The organism is Erwinia sp. E_sp_B01_1, assembly GCF_036865545.1.
In the GTDB taxonomy this organism is placed as follows: domain Bacteria; phylum Pseudomonadota; class Gammaproteobacteria; order Enterobacterales; family Enterobacteriaceae; genus Erwinia.
Window position 1 is genome coordinate 3,172,824 of the sequence record NZ_CP142208.1, and the last position, 18,439, is coordinate 3,191,262.

Annotated in this window: 10 protein-coding genes and 1 pseudogene; all 11 read left to right on the forward strand. The window is 57.3% G+C overall.

Features of this window, described 5'->3' with window-relative positions:
- The first annotated feature begins 103 nt into the window (after positions 1 to 103).
- The 11 genes and pseudogenes from VRC33_RS15010 (at position 104) to VRC33_RS15060 (ending at position 18,433) form a co-directional block, all read left to right on the forward strand.
- On the forward strand, positions 104 to 1,339 hold the full coding sequence (locus VRC33_RS15010) for an MdtA/MuxA family multidrug efflux RND transporter periplasmic adaptor subunit (RefSeq protein ID WP_338557125.1): 1,236 nt from the start codon (positions 104 to 106) through the stop codon (positions 1,337 to 1,339).
- Positions 1,339 to 4,458, forward strand: a complete 3,120-nt coding sequence (locus VRC33_RS15015) for an MdtB/MuxB family multidrug efflux RND transporter permease subunit (protein WP_338557126.1) — start codon at positions 1,339 to 1,341, stop codon at positions 4,456 to 4,458. Before VRC33_RS15010 ends, VRC33_RS15015 begins: the two co-directional genes overlap by 1 nt.
- The gene (gene mdtC / locus VRC33_RS15020) at positions 4,455 to 7,523 is read left to right on the forward strand and encodes a multidrug efflux RND transporter permease subunit MdtC (protein ID WP_338557127.1); all 3,069 of its coding nucleotides are present in this window, start codon (positions 4,455 to 4,457) and stop codon (positions 7,521 to 7,523) included. The genes VRC33_RS15015 and mdtC overlap by 4 nt, the downstream gene beginning before the upstream one ends.
- Positions 7,520 to 8,926: an MFS transporter gene (locus tag VRC33_RS15025; RefSeq protein WP_338557128.1), complete on the forward strand. Its 1,407-nt coding sequence runs from the start codon at positions 7,520 to 7,522 to the stop codon at positions 8,924 to 8,926. The genes mdtC and VRC33_RS15025 overlap by 4 nt, the downstream gene beginning before the upstream one ends.
- Positions 8,926 to 10,310 (forward strand): annotated as a pseudogene (baeS, locus tag VRC33_RS15030) (two-component system sensor histidine kinase BaeS). Before VRC33_RS15025 ends, baeS begins: the two are co-directional and overlap by 1 nt.
- 36 nt (positions 10,311 to 10,346) lie before the next feature.
- Entirely contained in the window at positions 10,347 to 11,054 is a 708-nt protein-coding gene (gene baeR / locus VRC33_RS15035; RefSeq protein ID WP_338557130.1) for a two-component system response regulator BaeR, read from the forward strand.
- A gap of 164 nt (positions 11,055 to 11,218) precedes the next feature.
- A complete protein-coding gene (gene yegQ / locus VRC33_RS15040; RefSeq protein ID WP_338557131.1) occupies positions 11,219 to 12,592 on the forward strand; it encodes a tRNA 5-hydroxyuridine modification protein YegQ in 1,374 nt (457 codons plus the stop codon).
- Positions 12,593 to 12,862: 270 nt separating this feature from the next.
- Complete coding sequence (gene yegS / locus VRC33_RS15045; RefSeq protein ID WP_338557132.1) at positions 12,863 to 13,765, forward strand: lipid kinase YegS; 903 nt, start codon at positions 12,863 to 12,865, stop codon at positions 13,763 to 13,765.
- A 729-nt stretch (positions 13,766 to 14,494) separates the two neighbouring features.
- Positions 14,495 to 15,505: a Zn-dependent oxidoreductase gene (locus VRC33_RS15050; RefSeq protein ID WP_338557133.1), complete on the forward strand. Its 1,011-nt coding sequence runs from the start codon at positions 14,495 to 14,497 to the stop codon at positions 15,503 to 15,505.
- 139 nt (positions 15,506 to 15,644) lie between these two features.
- Positions 15,645 to 16,928, forward strand: a complete 1,284-nt coding sequence (locus VRC33_RS15055; RefSeq protein WP_338557134.1) for an MFS transporter — start codon at positions 15,645 to 15,647, stop codon at positions 16,926 to 16,928.
- A gap of 47 nt (positions 16,929 to 16,975) precedes the next feature.
- Positions 16,976 to 18,433 (forward strand): mannitol dehydrogenase family protein, encoded by a 1,458-nt coding sequence (locus VRC33_RS15060; protein WP_338557135.1) that lies wholly within the window; start codon positions 16,976 to 16,978, stop codon positions 18,431 to 18,433.
- Positions 18,434 to 18,439 lie beyond the last annotated feature (6 nt).

Below are 18,439 nucleotides of genomic sequence, written 5' to 3' on the forward strand. Positions count from 1 at the left end.
CTTCACTTTTGCGGTGGAAAAATTCGCTAACATAGATAAATTCTGGGCCTCTCTTTTTTTGGCCCTGTGGACATTCTTTTGCTACTGGAGAGCTGATTAAACGATGAAAGCCCAGCGCCGTGCCTCAAAAATCCTGCCGATCCTGATTATTGCCGCCCTTGCCACAGGCGGAGGGTACTGGTGGCACAGCCACAACAGTACGCCGGAGAAAACCGCCCAGCAGCACAATGCTGGTGCGGGCAAAGGCGGTGGGCGTCGGGGTGGAACAGGGGCGCTGGCACCGGTTCAGGCAGCAGAAGCCGTGCGCCAGAGCGTGCCCCACTATCTTTCCGGCTTGGGTACCGTCACCGCCGCCAGTACCGTGACTCTGCGGAGTCGGGTAGACGGTGACCTGAAGGCCCTGCACTTTACTGAAGGTCAGCAGGTTGAAGCGGGGCAGCTGATTGCCGAGATCGATCCCCGTCCCTATCAGGTTGCCCTGACTCAGGCGCAGGGGCAATTGGCAAAAGATCGGGCAACGCTGGCGAATGCCCGCCGCGATCTGGCCCGCTTTGAGAAACTGGCAAAAACCAATCTGGTGTCTCAGCAGGAAATGGATACCCAGCGTTCGCTGGTGAATGAAACGCTGGGCACCCTCAAGGCCGATGAGGGCGGCGTTGCCAGTGCGCAACTTAATCTGACCTACAGCCGCGTGACCTCGCCCATTGCTGGCCGCGTCGGTCTTAAGCAGGTTGATGTCGGCAATTACATCACCAGCGGCGACACCAATGGCATTGTGGTGATTACCCAGACGCACCCGATCGATCTGGTGTTCAGCCTGCCCGAAAACAGCATCAGTACCGTGCTGACGGCCCAGAAAAGCGGCCAGCCCATCCCGGTGGAAGCCTGGGATCGCAGCAATAAAACCCTGCTGACCAGCGGTACCTTGCTGAGCATGGATAATCAGATCGATGCCACCACCGGCACCGTAAAGCTGAAAGCGCGCTTCACTAACGGCGACGACAGCCTGTTTCCCAACCAGTTTGTCAACGCGCGGCTGAAAGTCAGTACCCTGCAGGATGCGATTGTGATCCCCCCGGCGGCCCTGCAGATGGGCAATGAAGGCAACTTCGTCTGGGTGGTCAACAGTGAGAATCAGGTCAGTAAAAAGCTGATCACCGCGGGCCTGCAGGACAGCCAGAAAGTGGTGGTTACCGCCGGCCTGAATGCCGGTGAACGGGTAGTAACAGACGGGATTGACCGTCTGACCGAAGGCGCCAAAGTGGAAGTCGTAGCGCCTCAGTCCACCCCGCTGCCCTCCGACCAAAACGCGCTACCCTCTAAAGGAGCCGCCTCCTGATGCAGGTTATGCCACCCAGCGCCAGCGGCGGCCCGTCCCGCCAGTTTATTCTTCGCCCGGTTGCCACCACCCTGCTGATGGTGGCGATCCTGCTTGCCGGGATCCTGGGCTACCGTGCCCTGCCCGTCTCCGCGCTGCCGGAGGTGGATTACCCAACCATTCAGGTGGTAACCCTCTATCCCGGCGCCAGCCCGGATGTGGTGACCTCCTCTATCACCGCGCCGCTTGAGCGTCAGTTTGGTCAGATGTCCGGGCTGAAACAGATGTCCTCGCAGAGCTCCGGCGGTGCCTCTGTTGTTACCCTGCAATTCCAGCTCACGCTGCCGCTGGATGTGGCCGAGCAGGAAGTGCAGGCGGCAATCAACGCCGCAACCAACCTGCTGCCCTCCGATCTGCCTAACCCGCCAGTCTACAGCAAGGTAAACCCGGCTGATCCGCCAATTATGACGCTCGCCGTTACCACCACCAGCATGCCGATGACGCAGGTGGAAGATATGGTGGAGACGCGCGTTGCGCAGAAAATCTCTCAGGTTTCAGGTGTCGGTCTGGTGACCTTAGCCGGGGGACAGCGTCCTGCGGTCCGGGTAAAACTCAATGCCCAGGCGCTGGCTGCACTGAATCTGGACAGCGAAACGGTACGCACTGCCATCAGTAACGCCAACGTCAATTCTGCCAAAGGCAGCCTGGATGGCCCGGAACGTTCCATCACCCTTTCCGCCAACGACCAGATGAAATCCGCAGAGGATTACCGTCAGCTGATTGTCTCTTACCAGAACGGCTCAGCGGTGCGGTTGCGTGATGTTGCCACCGTGGAACAGGGGGCCGAAAACAGCTGGCTGGGTGCCTGGGCTAACCGTCAGCCGGCGATCGTGCTGAATATTCAGCGTCAGCCTGGTGCCAACATCATCACCACGGCAGACAGCATCCGTCAGATGCTCCCGGCGCTGACCGCTTCCCTGCCGAAGTCGGTGGCGGTAAAAGTCCTGACCGACCGCACCACCAACATTCGCGCCTCCGTTCATGACGTGCAGTTTGAACTGATGCTGGCAATTGCGCTGGTGGTGATGATTATCTATCTGTTCCTGCGAAACGTGCCGGCGACCATTATTCCTGCCGTGGCCGTTCCCCTGTCGCTGGTCGGCACCTTCGCGGTGATCTACTTCCTGGGGTTCTCAATCAATAACCTGACGCTGATGGCGCTGACCATCGCCACCGGCTTTGTGGTGGATGATGCGATTGTGGTGATCGAGAATATCTCCCGCTATATAGAGAAAGGGGAAAAGCCGCTGGCCGCCGCGCTGAAAGGGGCCGGTGAGATAGGCTTTACCATTATCTCACTGACCTTCTCGCTGATTGCGGTACTGATCCCGCTGCTGTTTATGGGCGATATCGTTGGCCGCCTGTTCCGGGAATTTGCGGTAACCCTGGCGGTGTCGATACTGATTTCCGCGGTGGTTTCTCTGACGCTGACGCCGATGATGTGCGCCCGGATGCTCAGCGCAGAATCCCTGCGCAAGCAGAACCGGTTCTCACGCGCCAGTGAAGCGATGTTCGATCGGGTCATTGCTGGCTACGGCCATTTTCTGCGCCGGGTTCTGAACCATCCCTGGCTTACCCTGGGCGTGGCGCTGGGGACGCTGGCGATCACCGTGCTGTTGTGGATCACCATTCCCAAAGGCTTCTTCCCGGTGCAGGATAACGGCATTATTCAGGGTACGATCCAGGCTCCTCAGTCGGTTTCTTACGCCAACATGGCGCAGCGACAGCAGGAAGTGGCCTCAATTATCATGAAAGATCCGGCGGTGCAAAGTCTGACCTCGTTTGTGGGCGTGGACGGGACCAACCCGGCGCTGAACAGCGGACGGCTGCAAATCAACCTTAAACCGCTGGATCAGCGTGACGACCGCATCCCGGCAGTGATTGAGCGTTTACAGGCAGAGATCGCTAAGCTGCCAGGCGTGAACCTCTACCTTCAGCCGGTACAGGACTTGACGATTGATACCACGGTAAGCCGCACTCAGTATCAGTTTACCCTGCAGGCGGGATCGCTGGATTCCCTGAGCCTGTGGGTGCCGAAGCTGATGACGCAACTGGCCACGCTGCCGGAACTTAAGGATGTCAGCAGCGACTGGCAGGACAAGGGGCTTGAAGCCTATATCAAAGTAGATCGTGATAACGCCAGCCGCCTGGGCATCAGCATGGCCGACGTCGATAACGCGCTTTATAACGCCTTTGGTCAGCGTTTGATCTCCACCATTTACACCCAGGCCAATCAGTACCGCGTGGTGCTGGAGAATGACACCTCCGCCACGCCGGGCCTGGCCGCGCTGGATGGCATCCGCCTGAACAGCAGCTCCGGGGGAGTAGTGCCGCTGAGCGCCATCGCCTCGGTTGAGCAACGTCACGGCGCACTGAGCATCAATCATCTGGATCAGTTCCCTTCCACCACACTGTCGTTCAACGTCAGCGAAGGCTACTCGCTGGAGCAGGCAGTGAATGCCATCAGCGAAGCGGAAAAAACTCTGGAGATGCCTGCGGAGATCATGACCCAGTTCCAGGGTAGCACGCTGGCTTTCCAGGCTGCTCTGTCGAGCACGGTGTGGCTGATTGTGGCGGCTGTCGTGGCGATGTATATCGTGCTGGGCGTGCTGTATGAAAGCTTTATCCATCCGATCACCATTCTCTCTACCCTGCCTACGGCGGGTGTCGGTGCGCTGCTGGCGTTGATGCTCAGCGGGCACGAGCTGGATGTGATTGCCATCATCGGCATCATCCTGCTAATCGGCATCGTGAAGAAGAACGCCATCATGATGATCGACTTTGCGCTGGCAGCGGAACGTGAACAGGGAATGACGCCTTACGACGCGATTTATCAGGCGTGCCTGCTGCGTTTCAGGCCGATCCTGATGACAACGCTTGCCGCACTGTTAGGCGCGCTGCCGCTGATGCTCAGCACCGGTGTGGGGGCAGAGTTACGTCGTCCGCTGGGTGTGGCGATGGTGGGTGGATTAGTGGTCAGCCAGGTGCTGACGCTGTTCACCACGCCGGTGATCTATCTGCTGTTTGATCGCCTGGCCCATGCCTCACGCCGCCGTCTGAAGCCGGAGGAAGCGCAGTGAAGTTTTTTGCGCTGTTTATCCACCGCCCTGTGGCGACGATTTTACTGACCGTGGCGATCCTGCTGGCCGGGATAATGGGTTTTCGTCTGTTGCCCGTGGCTCCCCTGCCGCAGGTCGATTTCCCGGTTATCGTGATCAGCGCCTCGCTGCCCGGCGCCTCGCCAGAAACCATGGCCTCTTCGGTGGCCACGCCGCTGGAAAGGTCGCTGGGGCGTATCGCCGGGGTCAGCGAGATGACCTCCACCAGCTCGCTGGGCAGCACGCGTATTATTCTGGTATTTGATTACGACCGGGATATCAACGGCGCGGCCAGGGATGTGCAGGGAGCGATCAACGCCGCGCAAAGCCTGCTGCCAACAGGGATGCCGAGCCGCCCGACGTACCGTAAGGTCAACCCTTCGGATGCGCCGATCATGATCATGACGCTGACCTCCGATACTTATTCGCCGGGCCAGCTCTATGACTATGCTTCCACCCAGCTTTCCCAAAAGCTCTCGCAGATTGATGGCGTCGGTGACGTTACAGTGGGCGGCAGTTCACTGCCTGCGGTGCGGGTGGCGCTGAATCCTCAGGCATTATTTAATCAGGGCGTTTCCCTGGACGATGTGCGTCAGACCATTTCAAATGCCAACCAGCGCAGACCGCAGGGGGCAATTGAAGATCAGAACCAGCGCTGGCAGCTTAAGACCAACGACGAACTGAAAACGGCCGCGGAATATATGCCGCTGGTGGTGCATTACAACGAAGGTGCGGCGGTAAGGTTGCAGGATGTGGCCAGCGTTACCGATTCCGTACAGGACGTGCGCAACGCCGGGATGGCGAATGCGAAACCGGCTATTCTGCTGCTGATCCGCAAGCTTCCTGAAGCCAATATCATTGATACCGTCGATCGCATCCGCGGCCAGGTGACGGAACTGAACAACATCATTCCGGCCTCGATTCATCTGGATGTGGCTCAGGATCGCTCCCCGACTATCCGCGCCTCGCTAAGGGAAGTGGAGCAGTCGCTGGTGATCTCCGTCGGGCTGGTGATCCTGGTGGTCTTTGCATTTTTACGCTCTGGTCGCGCCACGCTGATCCCGGCTGCAGCCGTACCGGTATCGCTGATTGGCACCTTTGCCGCCATGTACCTTTGCGGCTTCAGCCTGAATAATCTCTCGCTGATGGCACTGACCGTCGCCACCGGCTTTGTGGTGGACGATGCCATTGTGGTGCTGGAGAACATTTCCCGTCACGTTGAGGCGGGAATGAAGCCGTTACAGGCCTCACTGCAGGGCGTGCGCGAGGTGGGATTCACCGTGGTGTCGATGAGCGTCTCGCTGATTGCGGTCTTCCTGCCGTTGCTGATGCTGGGCGGGTTAATTGGCCGCTTCTTCACCGAGTTTGCCCTGACGCTGTCGGTGTCGATCGCTATCTCACTGCTGATCTCCATAACGCTGACGCCGATGATGTGTGCCCGCCTGCTGCGTGCTCATGCCGGGCGGGAACAGCCGAGGATCCGTGGGTTTGGCAAAGTGCTGAACGCCATTCAGCAGGGTTATGGCCGGTCGCTGCACTGGGTGCTTAACTACTCACGCTGGATGCTGCTGGTGTTTCTCGCCACCATCGGGCTGACGGTCTGGCTCTATATCTCTATCCCGAAAACCTTCATGCCTGAACAGGATACCGGCAGGCTGATGGGCTTTATCCAGGCCGACCAGAGCATCTCGTTCCAGTCGATGCGCGGCAAGCTGGAAGACTTTATGAAAACCGTCCGTGATGACCCGGCGGTGGATAGCGTGGTGGGTTTTACCGGCGGTTCCAGAACCAACAGCGGCTCAATGTTTATCTCCCTGAAGCCGCTGAGCGAGCGCAGCGAAAGCGCCCAGGAAGTCATCTCCCGTCTGCGCATCAAGCTGGCTAAAGAGCCGGGGGCCAGCCTCTATCTGATGGCGGTGCAGGATCTGAGAATGGGGGGACGCGAATCCAATGCCGGTTATCAGTACAGCCTGCTGTCGGACAGCCTGGACGATCTGCGCGAGTGGGAACCCAAAATCCGCAAGGCTTTTGCAGCGCTTCCGGAGCTGGCTGACGTCAACTCCGATCAGCAGGACAAGGGATCGGAAATGGCCCTGACCTACGATCGCGAGAGCATGGCGCGGCTGGGGATTGATGTCTCCGATGCCAATAATCTGCTGAACAACGCCTTTGGTCAGCGGCAGATCTCCACCATCTATCAGCCGCTGAACCAGTATAAAGTGGTGATGGAGGTCGATCCCCGTTATACCCAGGACATCAGCTCGCTGGATAAAATGTATGTGGTGAACAGCGACGGCAAAGCCATTCCGCTCTCTTATTTTGCCCGCTGGCTGCCCGCTAACTCTCCGCTTTCGGTTAACCATGAGGGGCTGTCTGCCTCCTCGACTATCTCCTTTAACCTGCCGGAGGGCGTGTCGCTTTCTCAGGCTTCGGAGGCTATCGATCGCAGTATGACCACGCTGGGCGTGCCCACTACGGTGCGCGGCAGTTTCGCAGGCACAGCGCAGGCTTTCCAGCAGAGCCAGAGCAGCCAGCTTTGGTTAATCCTGGCCGCTATCGCCACCGTCTATATCGTGCTGGGGATACTTTACGAAAGCTACGTTCACCCGCTGACTATCCTCTCCACCCTGCCTTCTGCAGGCGTGGGCGCCTTGCTGGCGCTGGAGTTGTTTGATGCACCTTTCAGCCTTATTGCGCTGATTGGCATCCTGCTGCTGATCGGTATCGTGAAAAAGAACGCCATCATGATGGTGGATTTTGCGCTGGAGGCGCAGCGCAACGGCAATCTTACGGCCAGGGAGGCGATTTTCCAGGCCAGCCTGCTGCGCTTCCGGCCCATCATGATGACCACGCTGGCTGCTCTGTTGGGTGCATTGCCGCTGGTTTTAACCTCCGGAGACGGCGCGGAGCTGAGGCAGCCGTTGGGGATTACCATTGTGGGTGGGCTGGTGATGAGCCAGCTGCTGACGCTGTACACCACGCCGGTAGTCTTCCTCTATATGGATAAACTTCGACGCAAACCTCGTCAGGAGCTCGTCCGGTCATGAATACGCTGCCCTCAACCGTGCGCTGGCAACTGTGGATCGTCGCCTTTGGCTTCTTTATGCAGGCGCTGGATACCACTATCGTCAACACCGCCCTGCCCTCTATGGCGGTCAGCCTGAACGAAAACCCGCTGCATATGCATTCGGTGATTGTCTCCTATGTGCTGACGGTGGCGGTGATGCTGCCGGTGAGCGGCTGGCTTGCTGACCGCTTTGGGGTGCGAAATGTGTTCTTCAGCGCCATCATCCTGTTCAGTCTCGGCTCGCTGTTTTGCTCGATGGCGGGCACGCTGGACCAGCTGATTGCGGCCCGTGTGGTGCAGGGAATTGGCGGCGCGATGATGGTGCCCGTTGGCCGTCTGACGGTGATGAAGCTGGTGCCGCGCGAGCAATATATGGCGGCGATGACCTTTGTCACCCTGCCCGGCCAGGTGGGGCCGCTGCTTGGCCCGGCGCTGGGCGGCGTGCTGGTGCAGTATGCAAGCTGGCACTGGATCTTCCTGATCAACATCCCGGTCGGCATCGTGGGGGCCATCGCCACCCTGATGCTGATGCCAAACCTGAGCCTGCCTCCCCGGCGTTTCGATTTTATGGGCTATATCCTGCTGGCAGCCGGGATGGCCACGCTGACCCTGGCGCTGGATGGTCAGCGAGGACTGGGGATCTCCCCGCTGCTGCTCTGTCTGTTTATCCTTGTGGGCGTGTTCTCACTGCTGTTTTACCTGATGCATGCACGGGGTAACGATCGTGCGTTGTTCAGCCTGAAACTGTTTGATAACCGCATTTACTCCATCGGGCTGCTGGGCAGTTTTACCGGGCGTATTGGTAGCGGAATGCTGCCGTTTATGACGCCGATATTTTTGCAGGTGGGGATGGGCTATACGCCCTTCCATGCCGGGCTGATGATGATCCCGATGGTGTTGGGCAACATGGGCATGAAGCGCATCGTGGTGCAGATCGTCAACCGCTTCGGCTACCGCAACGTGCTGGTGGGATCCACCGTTGGCCTGGCGCTGGTAGTGCTGCTTTTCCCTGCCGTGGCGTTGATGGGCTGGTTTGCGCTGCTGCCGGTGGTGCTGTTCCTGCAGGGCATGGTCAATGCGATCCGCTTCTCTTCGATGAATACCCTGACGCTGAAAGAGCTGCCTGATGAGTTAGCCAGCAGCGGCAACAGCCTGCTGTCGATGATTATGCAGCTGTCGATGAGTATTGGCGTCACCGTTGCGGGCCTGATGCTGGGCACCTTTGGTCAGCAGGCGCTGGCCGACAGCGCGGCGGTACATCAGGCCTTTATTTATACCTATCTGTGCATGGCGGTGGTGATTATCCTGCCTGCCCTGGTGTTCTGGCGCGTGCCGAAGGACGTCAGTAAAAACGTAGTGTTGAGCCGCAAGAGGAAGTCTTAATGTTTGCTAAAATGCGTATCGGCATTACCGCCAAGCTGTTCGCGGCCATCTTCTCCACCTGCATGCTGGTGCTGATCACCATGCACTGGGGTGTCCGGCTCAGCTTTGAACACGGCTTTATTGATTACATCAAAAAAGGCAACGAACAGCGGCTGGTGATGCTCAGCGATGCGCTCTCCGATCAGTATGAACAGCACGGCAACTGGGATTTTCTGCGCCACAATAACCGGCTGGTTTTTCAGATCCTGCATTCGCTGGAACAGAATCCAGACGCCAACTCGCAGCTTCCCCCGCATGGCTGGCGCACCCAGTTCTGGATCATTGACCAGCAGTATCATGTGATGATCGGTCCCCGTGGCCCGGTGCCTCCTGAGGGGTCCCGCCGGAGTATCGTCACCAGCAACGGGCATATCGTCGGCTGGGTGATCGGTTCACCGCCTGAGCGGTTGACGCGCAGCGCGGACATCAATTTTGACCAGCAGCAGAGACGCACCAGTTGGATCATCGTTGGCCTGACCATGCTGCTGGCGGCGCTGGTGACCTGGCTGATGTCGCGCGGCCTGCTGGCACCAGTGAAACGTCTGGTTGAAGGCACCCACCATCTGGCCGCCGGGGATTTTACCAGCCGCGTGCAGGCTGACAGCCGCGATGAGCTGGGGCGGCTGGGGCAGGACTTTAACCGTCTTGCCAGCACGCTGGAGAAGAATGAGAGTATGCGCCGGGCTTTTATGGCGGATATCTCCCATGAGTTACGCACGCCGCTGGCGATCCTGCGGGGGAGCTGGAAGCGATTCAGGATGGCGTCCGTAAGCTGACGCCGGAATCCATCGTATCGCTACAGGGGGAAGTCAGCACGCTGACCAAACTGGTGGATGATGTACACCAGCTCTCGCTCTCTGATGAAGGTGCCCTTGCCTACCGTAAAAGTAAAACCGATTTGGTACCGCTGCTGGAGCTGGTTGCCGGCAATTTTGCCGGACGCTATCAAAGCCGTGGCCTGTCGCTGGATTTGCGTCTGCCAGAGCAGGCACCCTTGTTTGGCGATCCCGACCGTCTGATGCAGTTGTTCACCAATCTGATGGAAAACAGCCTGCGCTACACCGATGCGGGGGGCGGCCTGACGGTGACGCTTCTTTCGCAGCCCGACCGGCAGATTTTACAGTTCGAAGATACCAGTCCGGGCATTACTGACGATCAGCGCCAGCAAATTTTTGAGCGTTTCTATCGCGCTGAAAGTTCCCGTAATCGCGCCAGCGGCGGCTCCGGGCTTGGGCTGGCGATCTGCCAGAACATTGTTGAAGCCCACGATGGCACCATCGTTGCGGATCACTCCGATGCCGGTGGCCTGAAAATTACAGTACACTTACCCTGCAAAACTCACTAAAGAGGTGCGTCACCTCTTGTTAAGCAGAAGAGTGTTATGGATCAGGAAACGCTTGCCCCACTGATTTTGGTGGTTGAAGACGAACCCAAACTTGGCCAGCTGCTGGTGGATTATCTCCAGGCTGCCAACTACCGTACCCATCACCTGCTGCGCGGGGATGAAGTGCTGGAGTGGGTGAAAAACAGCCCGCCGGATATGATCCTGCTGGACCTGATGCTGCCAGGCATGGACGGCCTGACGGTGTGCCGCGAAATTCGTCGCTTCTCCGAGGTGCCGGTGATGATGGTGACCGCCAAAACCGAAGAGATCGATCGCCTGCTGGGGCTGGAGATAGGGGCGGATGACTACATCTGCAAACCTTTCAGCCCGCGTGAAGTGGTCGCCAGGGTGAAGACAATCCTCAAGCGCTGCCAGCGCACGCCGGAAGAGGCGCAAAAAGCCTCCCTGCTGGTGATTGATGAAGGCCGCTTCCAGGCCACCTGGGACCAGGCCCCGCTGGATCTGACCCCGGCAGAATTCCGGCTGTTGAAAACGCTGGCTCAGGAGCCGGGTAAAGTCTTCTCCCGCGAAATGCTGCTGAACCATCTTTATGATGACTACCGGGTGGTCACCGACCGGACCATTGACAGCCACATCAAGAACCTGCGCCGCAAGCTGGAGCTGCTGGATTCCGACCAGCCCTTTATCCGCGCGGTGTACGGCATGGGTTATCGCTGGGAAGCCGATCTCTGCCGTTTGATCTAGCGCAATTTACATTCCCCGCCTCAGCTTCTACAATCCCCACACTTTGTAAGGCCGTCTCCGTGACGGCCTTATCTTATTCCACACCGGATGACCCGAGGATTGTCGCCAGGCGGCACCATCAGAGGCTACGGTGATCTGACCTGACATCAGGAATCTGCCCGATCATGTTTAAACCCGAACTTCTCTCCCCTGCCGGTACGCTGAAAAATATGCGTTACGCCTTCGCTTACGGTGCAGATGCGGTGTATGCCGGCCAGCCCCGTTACAGCCTCCGGGTGCGTAATAACGAATTCAACCACGAGAATCTGGCGCTGGGCATCAATGAAGCTCATGCACTCGGCAAGAAATTTTATGTGGTGGTCAATATCGCTCCGCATAACGCCAAGCTGAAGACCTTTATTCGCGATCTCCGTCCGGTGGTGGAAATGGGGCCGGACGCGCTGATCATGTCCGATCCCGGTCTGATTATGATGGTGAGGGAAGCCTTCCCGCAGATGGATGTGCATCTGTCGGTGCAGGCGAACGCGGTGAACTGGGCCACGGTGAAGTTCTGGCAGCAGATGGGGCTGACCAGGGTAATTCTTTCCCGCGAGTTATCGCTGGAAGAGATCGCCGAAATCCGTCAGCAGGTGCCGGAGATGGAGCTGGAAATTTTTGTTCATGGCGCGCTCTGTATGGCCTATTCAGGCCGCTGCCTGCTTTCCGGCTACATCAATAAACGCGATCCGAATCAGGGTACCTGCACCAATGCCTGCCGCTGGGAGTATAAGGTGGAGGAAGGCAAACAGGATGACGTGGGCAACATTGTCCACCAGCATCAGCCCATTCCGGTGAAAAACGTTGAACCCACGCTGGGTGCCGGTGCTCCTTCGGACAAGATGTATCTGATCGAAGAGGCACAGCGCCCGGGCGAATATATGTCGGCCTTCGAAGACGAGCACGGCACCTACATCATGAACTCGAAAGATCTGCGGGCCGTGGCGCACGTTGAACGTCTGACGCAGATGGGGGTGCATTCGCTAAAAATTGAAGGCCGCACCAAATCCTTCTACTACTGCGCGCGCACTGCTCAGGTCTATCGCCGTGCCATTGATGATGCGGCGGCAGGCAAACCTTTTGATGCCAGCCTGCTGGACACGCTGGAGTGCCTGGCCCACCGGGGTTATACCGAAGGTTTCTTACGCCGCCACACGCACGACAGCTATCAGAACTACGATTACGGACATTCTGCTTCCGATCGTCAGCAGTTTGTTGGCGAGTTTACCGGGGAGCGCCGTGATGGACTGGCGCTGGTTGATGTGAAAAATAAATTCAGCAAAGGAGATAACCTGGAGCTGATGACGCCAGCAGGCAACATCAATTTTGACCTGCTGAGCATGGAAAACATCAAATGTCAGCCCACTGAGGTCGCGCCTGGCAACGGCCATTTTGTCTGGATCCCGGTGCCGGAAGAGATCGATCTCAGCTTCGCCTTACTGATGCGCAACTTCCCGGATGCCCCTCCGGCCCGGGCCAGTGAAAATGCTTTAGCGATTTAAACGTGAATAATTTACGCCGGGCGTATTTTCCAGGCGTAATTAGAATTTGATCACATAACCTTGTGCGTTTTCTGGTTAAAATCTGCCTTGCTAAAAACGAGAATTCGAAACGGCAATCATTATCAGGAACCACCTCCTTGGCCCGCCCGGCTCCCCCGGACGGGCTTTTCTTTTCCGACTCTTCCCCCTGTCTTCTTCTCCCTGCGGCAGGATATGCTATAACAGAACCACTTTCGGCCTGAACGGGCCAGAACTCACGGGAACAGAGATATGGACACACGGCCAATTACGCTGGCGATTCTTAACGGTAAAGGGGCGGGTAATGAAGCCCTGCGGGAAGCCATCTTCAAGCTGCGTGAGGAAGGTTATCCGATAGAAGTGCGCGTCACCTGGGAACAGGGCGATGGCGAGCGTTACGTGAAAGAAGCCGTTGAGTTACAGGCTGCAACCGTGGTGGCTGGGGGTGGCGATGGCACCATTAATGAGATAGCCACGGCCCTTGCGGTGCTGGACGAGGCTCATCGTCCGGTGCTGGGTATTGTGCCGCTGGGCACTGCCAATGATTTCGCCACCAGCGCCGGCATTCCGGAAGAGATGGAAAATGCGCTGCGCCTGGCGATTGTTGGTAAAGCCACACCTGTTGATATCGCCCGTGTGAATCAGGATCGTTATTTTATTAATATGGCGACCGGCGGTTTTGGTACCCGTATCACTACCGAAACGCCGGAAAAGCTGAAGTCAGCGCTGGGTGGCGTTTCTTACTTTATTCACGGGCTGATGCGCATGGATACGCTGAAGGCCGACAGCTGCGAGCTGAAAGGCCCCGATTTCAGCTGGAAGGGTGATGCGCTGGTCATCGGAATTGGCAACGGGCGTCAGGCAGGTGGCGGACAGCGGCTTTGTCCGACGGCGCTGATCAATGATGGCATGCTTGAGCTGAGCATTGTCACCTCCAATGAGATCCTGCCTACATTGTTGAATTCCGTGATTGGTGGCGATGATGAAAATCCAAATATCACCCGCGCTTCCCTGCCGTGGCTGGAAATCACCGCACCGCATGAGATGACGTTTAATCTTGATGGCGAACCGCTGAGCGGCACTTCTTTCCGGATTGAGATTCTCCCGAATGCTCTGAGCTGTCGGTTACCGCCTTCATGTGCGTTGCTGGCTTAATCTCACAGGAATATGGACTGGAAGGCCAGTAAGCTCTCTGCATGTTCTGGTGCCTGGTCAGAGTGTTTGGAAGGCATATTGTCTTTGAATCTGGTGCCTGGTCAGAGTGTTTTGTCTTTAATTCCGGTGCCTGGTCAGGAAGAGTGGGCTGAACACAAAGACGCAAAAAGCGTCGTCCCTGACAGCTCGGCCCGGCACGTCCATGTGCCGGGACGCTTTGCTTATCAGCCCTCTCTCCCTTCCCGCTAGCTTCTGCGTCGCCTGTTTTCGTGGGGGTCACACAGGTCAAAATCCAGGTGCAGGTAATCTGGGTTTGCACCCTTTACCCTCAACTCCTTCCAATATCCTCACCTGATAATGGGGTGGCAGCACAGAATCTGTTGCCCTGCTCCCTTGACCTGTGTATCCACTGAACCCACCAGCATCACAGAAACTTTTGGGTGGCAGAATGGAGCACGTTAGCCGGGTATCTGCCGCACGGATGCGGCAGCTAAGCCTACATGGACGTATTTACGGCGTCCCGGATAACGTGCTCCATGCTGACGCCTTACCTATGAACCTGGTGTTCAACTTCTCCTATACACATCCTTAACAACCCCATAACCTCTAATACAAATGTGATCCGGGTCGAACATTCGCCGCAATCAACTTGTATGGTAGTACGCCAAGGCGTATTTTTTGAGCATCAGGTTTGTTTAAGGCCCTGTTCAGGGCGACCAGGAGAAAAGAATGAAAAGCGTCGTGATTGAACGTCCCGGAGAATTGCAGGTACAGGAGCGCCCGGAACTGACCCCAGAGGCAGGCGAAGTTCGCGTGAAAGTTCAGTATGCCAGCATCTGCGGATCTGACGTGCATATCTGGCACGGCCATAACCCCTTTGCCCGCTATCCCCGCGTGATCGGCCATGAGTTTTTTGGCCGGATTGACGCAGTAGGTGAAGGCGTGGATGCAGCCCGCATAGGTGAACGTGTTGCTGTTGATCCGGTGGTAAGCTGCGGTCACTGCTATCCCTGTTCGATTGGCCGCCCTAACGTTTGTAGTGAGTTGCAGGTTATTGGCGTGCATCGTGATGGCGGATTCAGCCAGTACGCGGTAGCACCAGCTGCCAATGCTTATCACCTGCCGGAATCCATCCCGGACAAGCTGGCAAGCCTGGTCGAGCCTTTTACCATCGCAGCCAATATCACCGCTTTTCTGAAGCCTCAGCCTGAAGATGTGGCGCTGATTTACGGCTCCGGCCCGATGGGGCTGACCGCCATTCAGGTGCTGAAAGGCGTCTATAACGTACGCAAAGTTATTGTGGCTGACCGTCTGCCTGAACGCCTTGCAATGGCCAAAGCCAGCGGGGCGGATGTGGTGCTGGATAACAGTGAGATCCCGCTGGCGGCACAGCTTGAAGGGGAGATGCCGACGCTGATCATTGATGCTGCCTGCCACCCGTCAATTCTGGCTGAAGCCGCTGTACTGGCCTCACCTGCCGGGCGTATCGGCCTGCTTGGCTTCTCGGGCGAGCCCTGCACGCTGACGCAACAAAGCCTTACCAGCAAGGAGCTCTCCCTGTTTACCTCACGCCTGAACAGCCACCGCTTCCCTGAAGTCATCAGCTGGATGGAACAGGGGCTAATCCACCCGGAGAAACTGGTGACCCACTACCTGCCGCTCAGCGACATTGAGCAGGCGATGACACTGTTCGAAAAAGATCCACGAAGCTGCTGTAAGGTCATTCTGGCCGTGGCATAACTTTTCCCTGCCAGGGCCACACTTGCCGCCGGATAACGTACTACTGCCAGGGCCTTCCGGCCAGGGAATAACTGACCGCTGCCAGGGTAATACTGGCAGGCAATACCCTACTTATTATAAATGTAATCAAGGAATTACTATGTTCAAAAATCTGCGTTGGACTATCGTACTTCTGCTGTTTATGGTCTACATGATCAACTATCTCGATCGTGTTGCCCTCTCGCTGACCGTACCGATGATCGAAAAAGATCTGATGCTGAACGCCGAGCAGTTTGGCCTGATCTTCGGCAGCTTCTTCTTTGGCTACGCCATCTTTAACTTCCTTGGCGGCCTGGCGACGGACAAATATGGTCCGACACTGGTGATGGGCATCGCCGTGGGAATGTGGTCCCTGTTCTGCGGCCTGACTGCGGTAGCGACAGGTTTCTGGTCGATGCTGATTTTACGCGTGCTGTTCGGCATGGCCGAAGGCCCCATCTGCGCCTCCGCTAACAAAGCCATCAACGGCTGGTTCCCCAAAAAACAGGCCGCTACCGCTATGGGCTTCCTGAGTGCCGGTTCTCCTTTAGGCGGCGCTGTTGCTGGCCCAATCATCGGCTATCTGGCCCTGGCATTTGGCTGGCGTCCGGCGTTTGTGATCATCTGTTCTGTGGGTATCGTCTGGATGGTGGTCTGGTTCTTTATCGCCTCTGACAACCCGCTGAAAAGCCGTCGCGTCAGTGAAGAAGAGCGCCTGCTGATCGCCCGCCTGAAAGAAGAGCAGACCACGCCGGATGAAGAGCTGGCACAGGCCTCGCACGGGCTGGGCTTCTATCTGCGCCAGCCGATTATCCTGGTCACCGCCTTCGCCTTCTTCTGCTACAACTATATTCTGTTCTTCTTCCTGAGCTGGTTCCCGGCCTATCTGGTTCAGGCGCACAACCTCGATATCAAATCGATGAGTATTACCACCATGATCCCGTGGATCGTCGGCTTTGTGGGTCTGGCGCTGGGGGGATGGATTTCGGATAAGATTTTCAACATTACCGGTAAGCTGCTGCTTTCACGAAAAATTGTGCTGGTGGTCTCGCTACTCGCCGCCGCTATTTGTGTTGCGCTGGCAGGTTCGGTAAAAGGGGTCTATCCGGCAGTTGCTCTGATGTCCGTTTCGATTTTCTTCCTGTATATCACCGGCGCCATTTACTGGGCCATTATTCAGGACGTGGTGCATAAAAGCCGCGTGGGTGGCATCAGCGGGTTTATCCATCTGATCGGCAGCCTTTCAGGGATTGTCGGCCCGATTGTCACTGGCTATATCGTGCATCACACCGGCAAATTCGACAGCGCCTTTGTGCTGGCGGGGGGTGTGGCCGCACTGGGTGCGCTGCTGGTGTTCTTTGTTATTAAAAGTCCGAAGACGCAAAACAAAGCGGTTTCAGTGTGAAACAAAGCGCGCACCAGGTGCGCGCCATTTAAAAGAAAGGATTGTCTATGCTTTCGTTTGATTCTCTCTCCCCGGACGTTGTCCGTCCTGATTACCCTCGTGAGAAGCTCCGCACCCGTATGGTTCATATTGGATTTGGCGCTTTCCATCGGGCACATCAGGCAGTATGCAGCGACAGGCTTGCCAGCGAGCAGGGCAGCGACTGGGGCTATTGCGAAGTAAACCTTAACAGCGGTGAACTGATTCAGGCGCTGAAGCAGCAGGACTGCTGCTATTCCGTGGCGGAGATGAGCGGCGATCGGATGTCGCTGCGGGTCATTGGCGTAGTGAAAGAAGCCCTGCACGGAAAGTCTGACGGCATTGATGCGGTGATTGAGGCGCTGGCCCAGCCGGATGTGGCTATCGTTTCAATGACCGTTACCGAAAAAGGCTACTGCTATGAGCCTTCCAGCGGCAGGCTGGATCTGCACCACCCGGCCATTGTGCATGACATCGCTAACCCCGAAGCGCCCTCTTCCCTGCCTGGCATTATCCTTGCCGGGATTGTACGCCGTCGCGAACGCGGCTTAGCCCCCTTCAGCGTCATGTCCTGCGATAACATGCCTGAAAATGGCCGCGTGACGCGCAATGTCGTGACTGGCCTGGCTGAAAAGCTGGACAGCGATCTGGCTGGCTGGATTACCGAAAATGTGACCTTCCCTTCCACTATGGTGGACCGTATTGTCCCGGCAATGACCGCTGAAACCCACGCCGCACTGCGTGAAAAACTGGGCTGTGACGATCCGGTCAGCGTGGCCTGTGAACCTTTCCTGCAGTGGGTGATTGAAGATAACTTTGTCAGCGGCCGTCCGGAATGGGAAAAAGCCGGGGCAGAGCTGGTCAGCGATGTCCTGCCGTTTGAAGAGATGAAGCTGCGTATGCTCAACGGCAGCCACTCCTTCCTGGCCTATCTTGGCTATCTGGCCGGTTACCAGCATATCAGCGACTGCATGGCCGATGAGCACTACCGCCAGGCCGCACGGCAACTGATGATGGAGGAGCAGGCCCCCACGCTGCACGCTAATGTGGATCTGGCTGCCTATGCTGATTCGCTGATTGCGCGCTATGAGAATCTGGCGATCAAACACCGTACCGGACAGATTGCTAATGACGGCACCCAGAAGCTGCCCCAGCGCTGGCTGGACAGCATTCGCTGGCATCTGCAACATGGCGGCAGCTACAGATTACTGGCGCTGGGCGTGGCGGGCTGGATGCGCTATGTTGGCGGCGTGGATGAACAGGGAGAAGCGATTGAGATTCGCGATCCGATGCGTGAGCAACTTGCTCAACGTGTTGCAGAAACGCCGGAAGGGGAAGCGCGCGTTGCTGCCCTGCTGTCAATCAAAGCGGTGTTTGGTGAGGATCTGGCTGCGGAACCCGCCTTTGTTGCCCAGGTAACCCACTTTTATCAGCTTTTACTGGTAAAAGGTGCAAAAGAGACGGTGAAACTGGCGCTGGCCGAGTGAATAAGC

What these genes read in the sequence shown, in the direction of transcription:
- VRC33_RS15010 (WP_338557125.1), top strand. Translation starts at nt 104, where the DNA reads ATGAAAGCCCAGCGCCGTGCCTCAAAAATCCTGCCGATCCTGATTATT.
- VRC33_RS15015 (WP_338557126.1), top strand. Translation starts at nt 1,339, where the DNA reads ATGCAGGTTATGCCACCCAGCGCCAGCGGCGGCCCGTCCCGCCAGTTT.
- VRC33_RS15025 (WP_338557128.1), top strand. Translation starts at nt 7,520, where the DNA reads ATGAATACGCTGCCCTCAACCGTGCGCTGGCAACTGTGGATCGTCGCC.
- baeR (WP_338557130.1), top strand. Translation starts at nt 10,347, where the DNA reads ATGGATCAGGAAACGCTTGCCCCACTGATTTTGGTGGTTGAAGACGAA.
- yegQ (WP_338557131.1), top strand. Translation starts at nt 11,219, where the DNA reads ATGTTTAAACCCGAACTTCTCTCCCCTGCCGGTACGCTGAAAAATATG.
- yegS (WP_338557132.1), top strand. Translation starts at nt 12,863, where the DNA reads ATGGACACACGGCCAATTACGCTGGCGATTCTTAACGGTAAAGGGGCG.
- VRC33_RS15050 (WP_338557133.1), top strand. Translation starts at nt 14,495, where the DNA reads ATGAAAAGCGTCGTGATTGAACGTCCCGGAGAATTGCAGGTACAGGAG.
- VRC33_RS15055 (WP_338557134.1), top strand. Translation starts at nt 15,645, where the DNA reads ATGTTCAAAAATCTGCGTTGGACTATCGTACTTCTGCTGTTTATGGTC.
- VRC33_RS15060 (WP_338557135.1), top strand. Translation starts at nt 16,976, where the DNA reads ATGCTTTCGTTTGATTCTCTCTCCCCGGACGTTGTCCGTCCTGATTAC.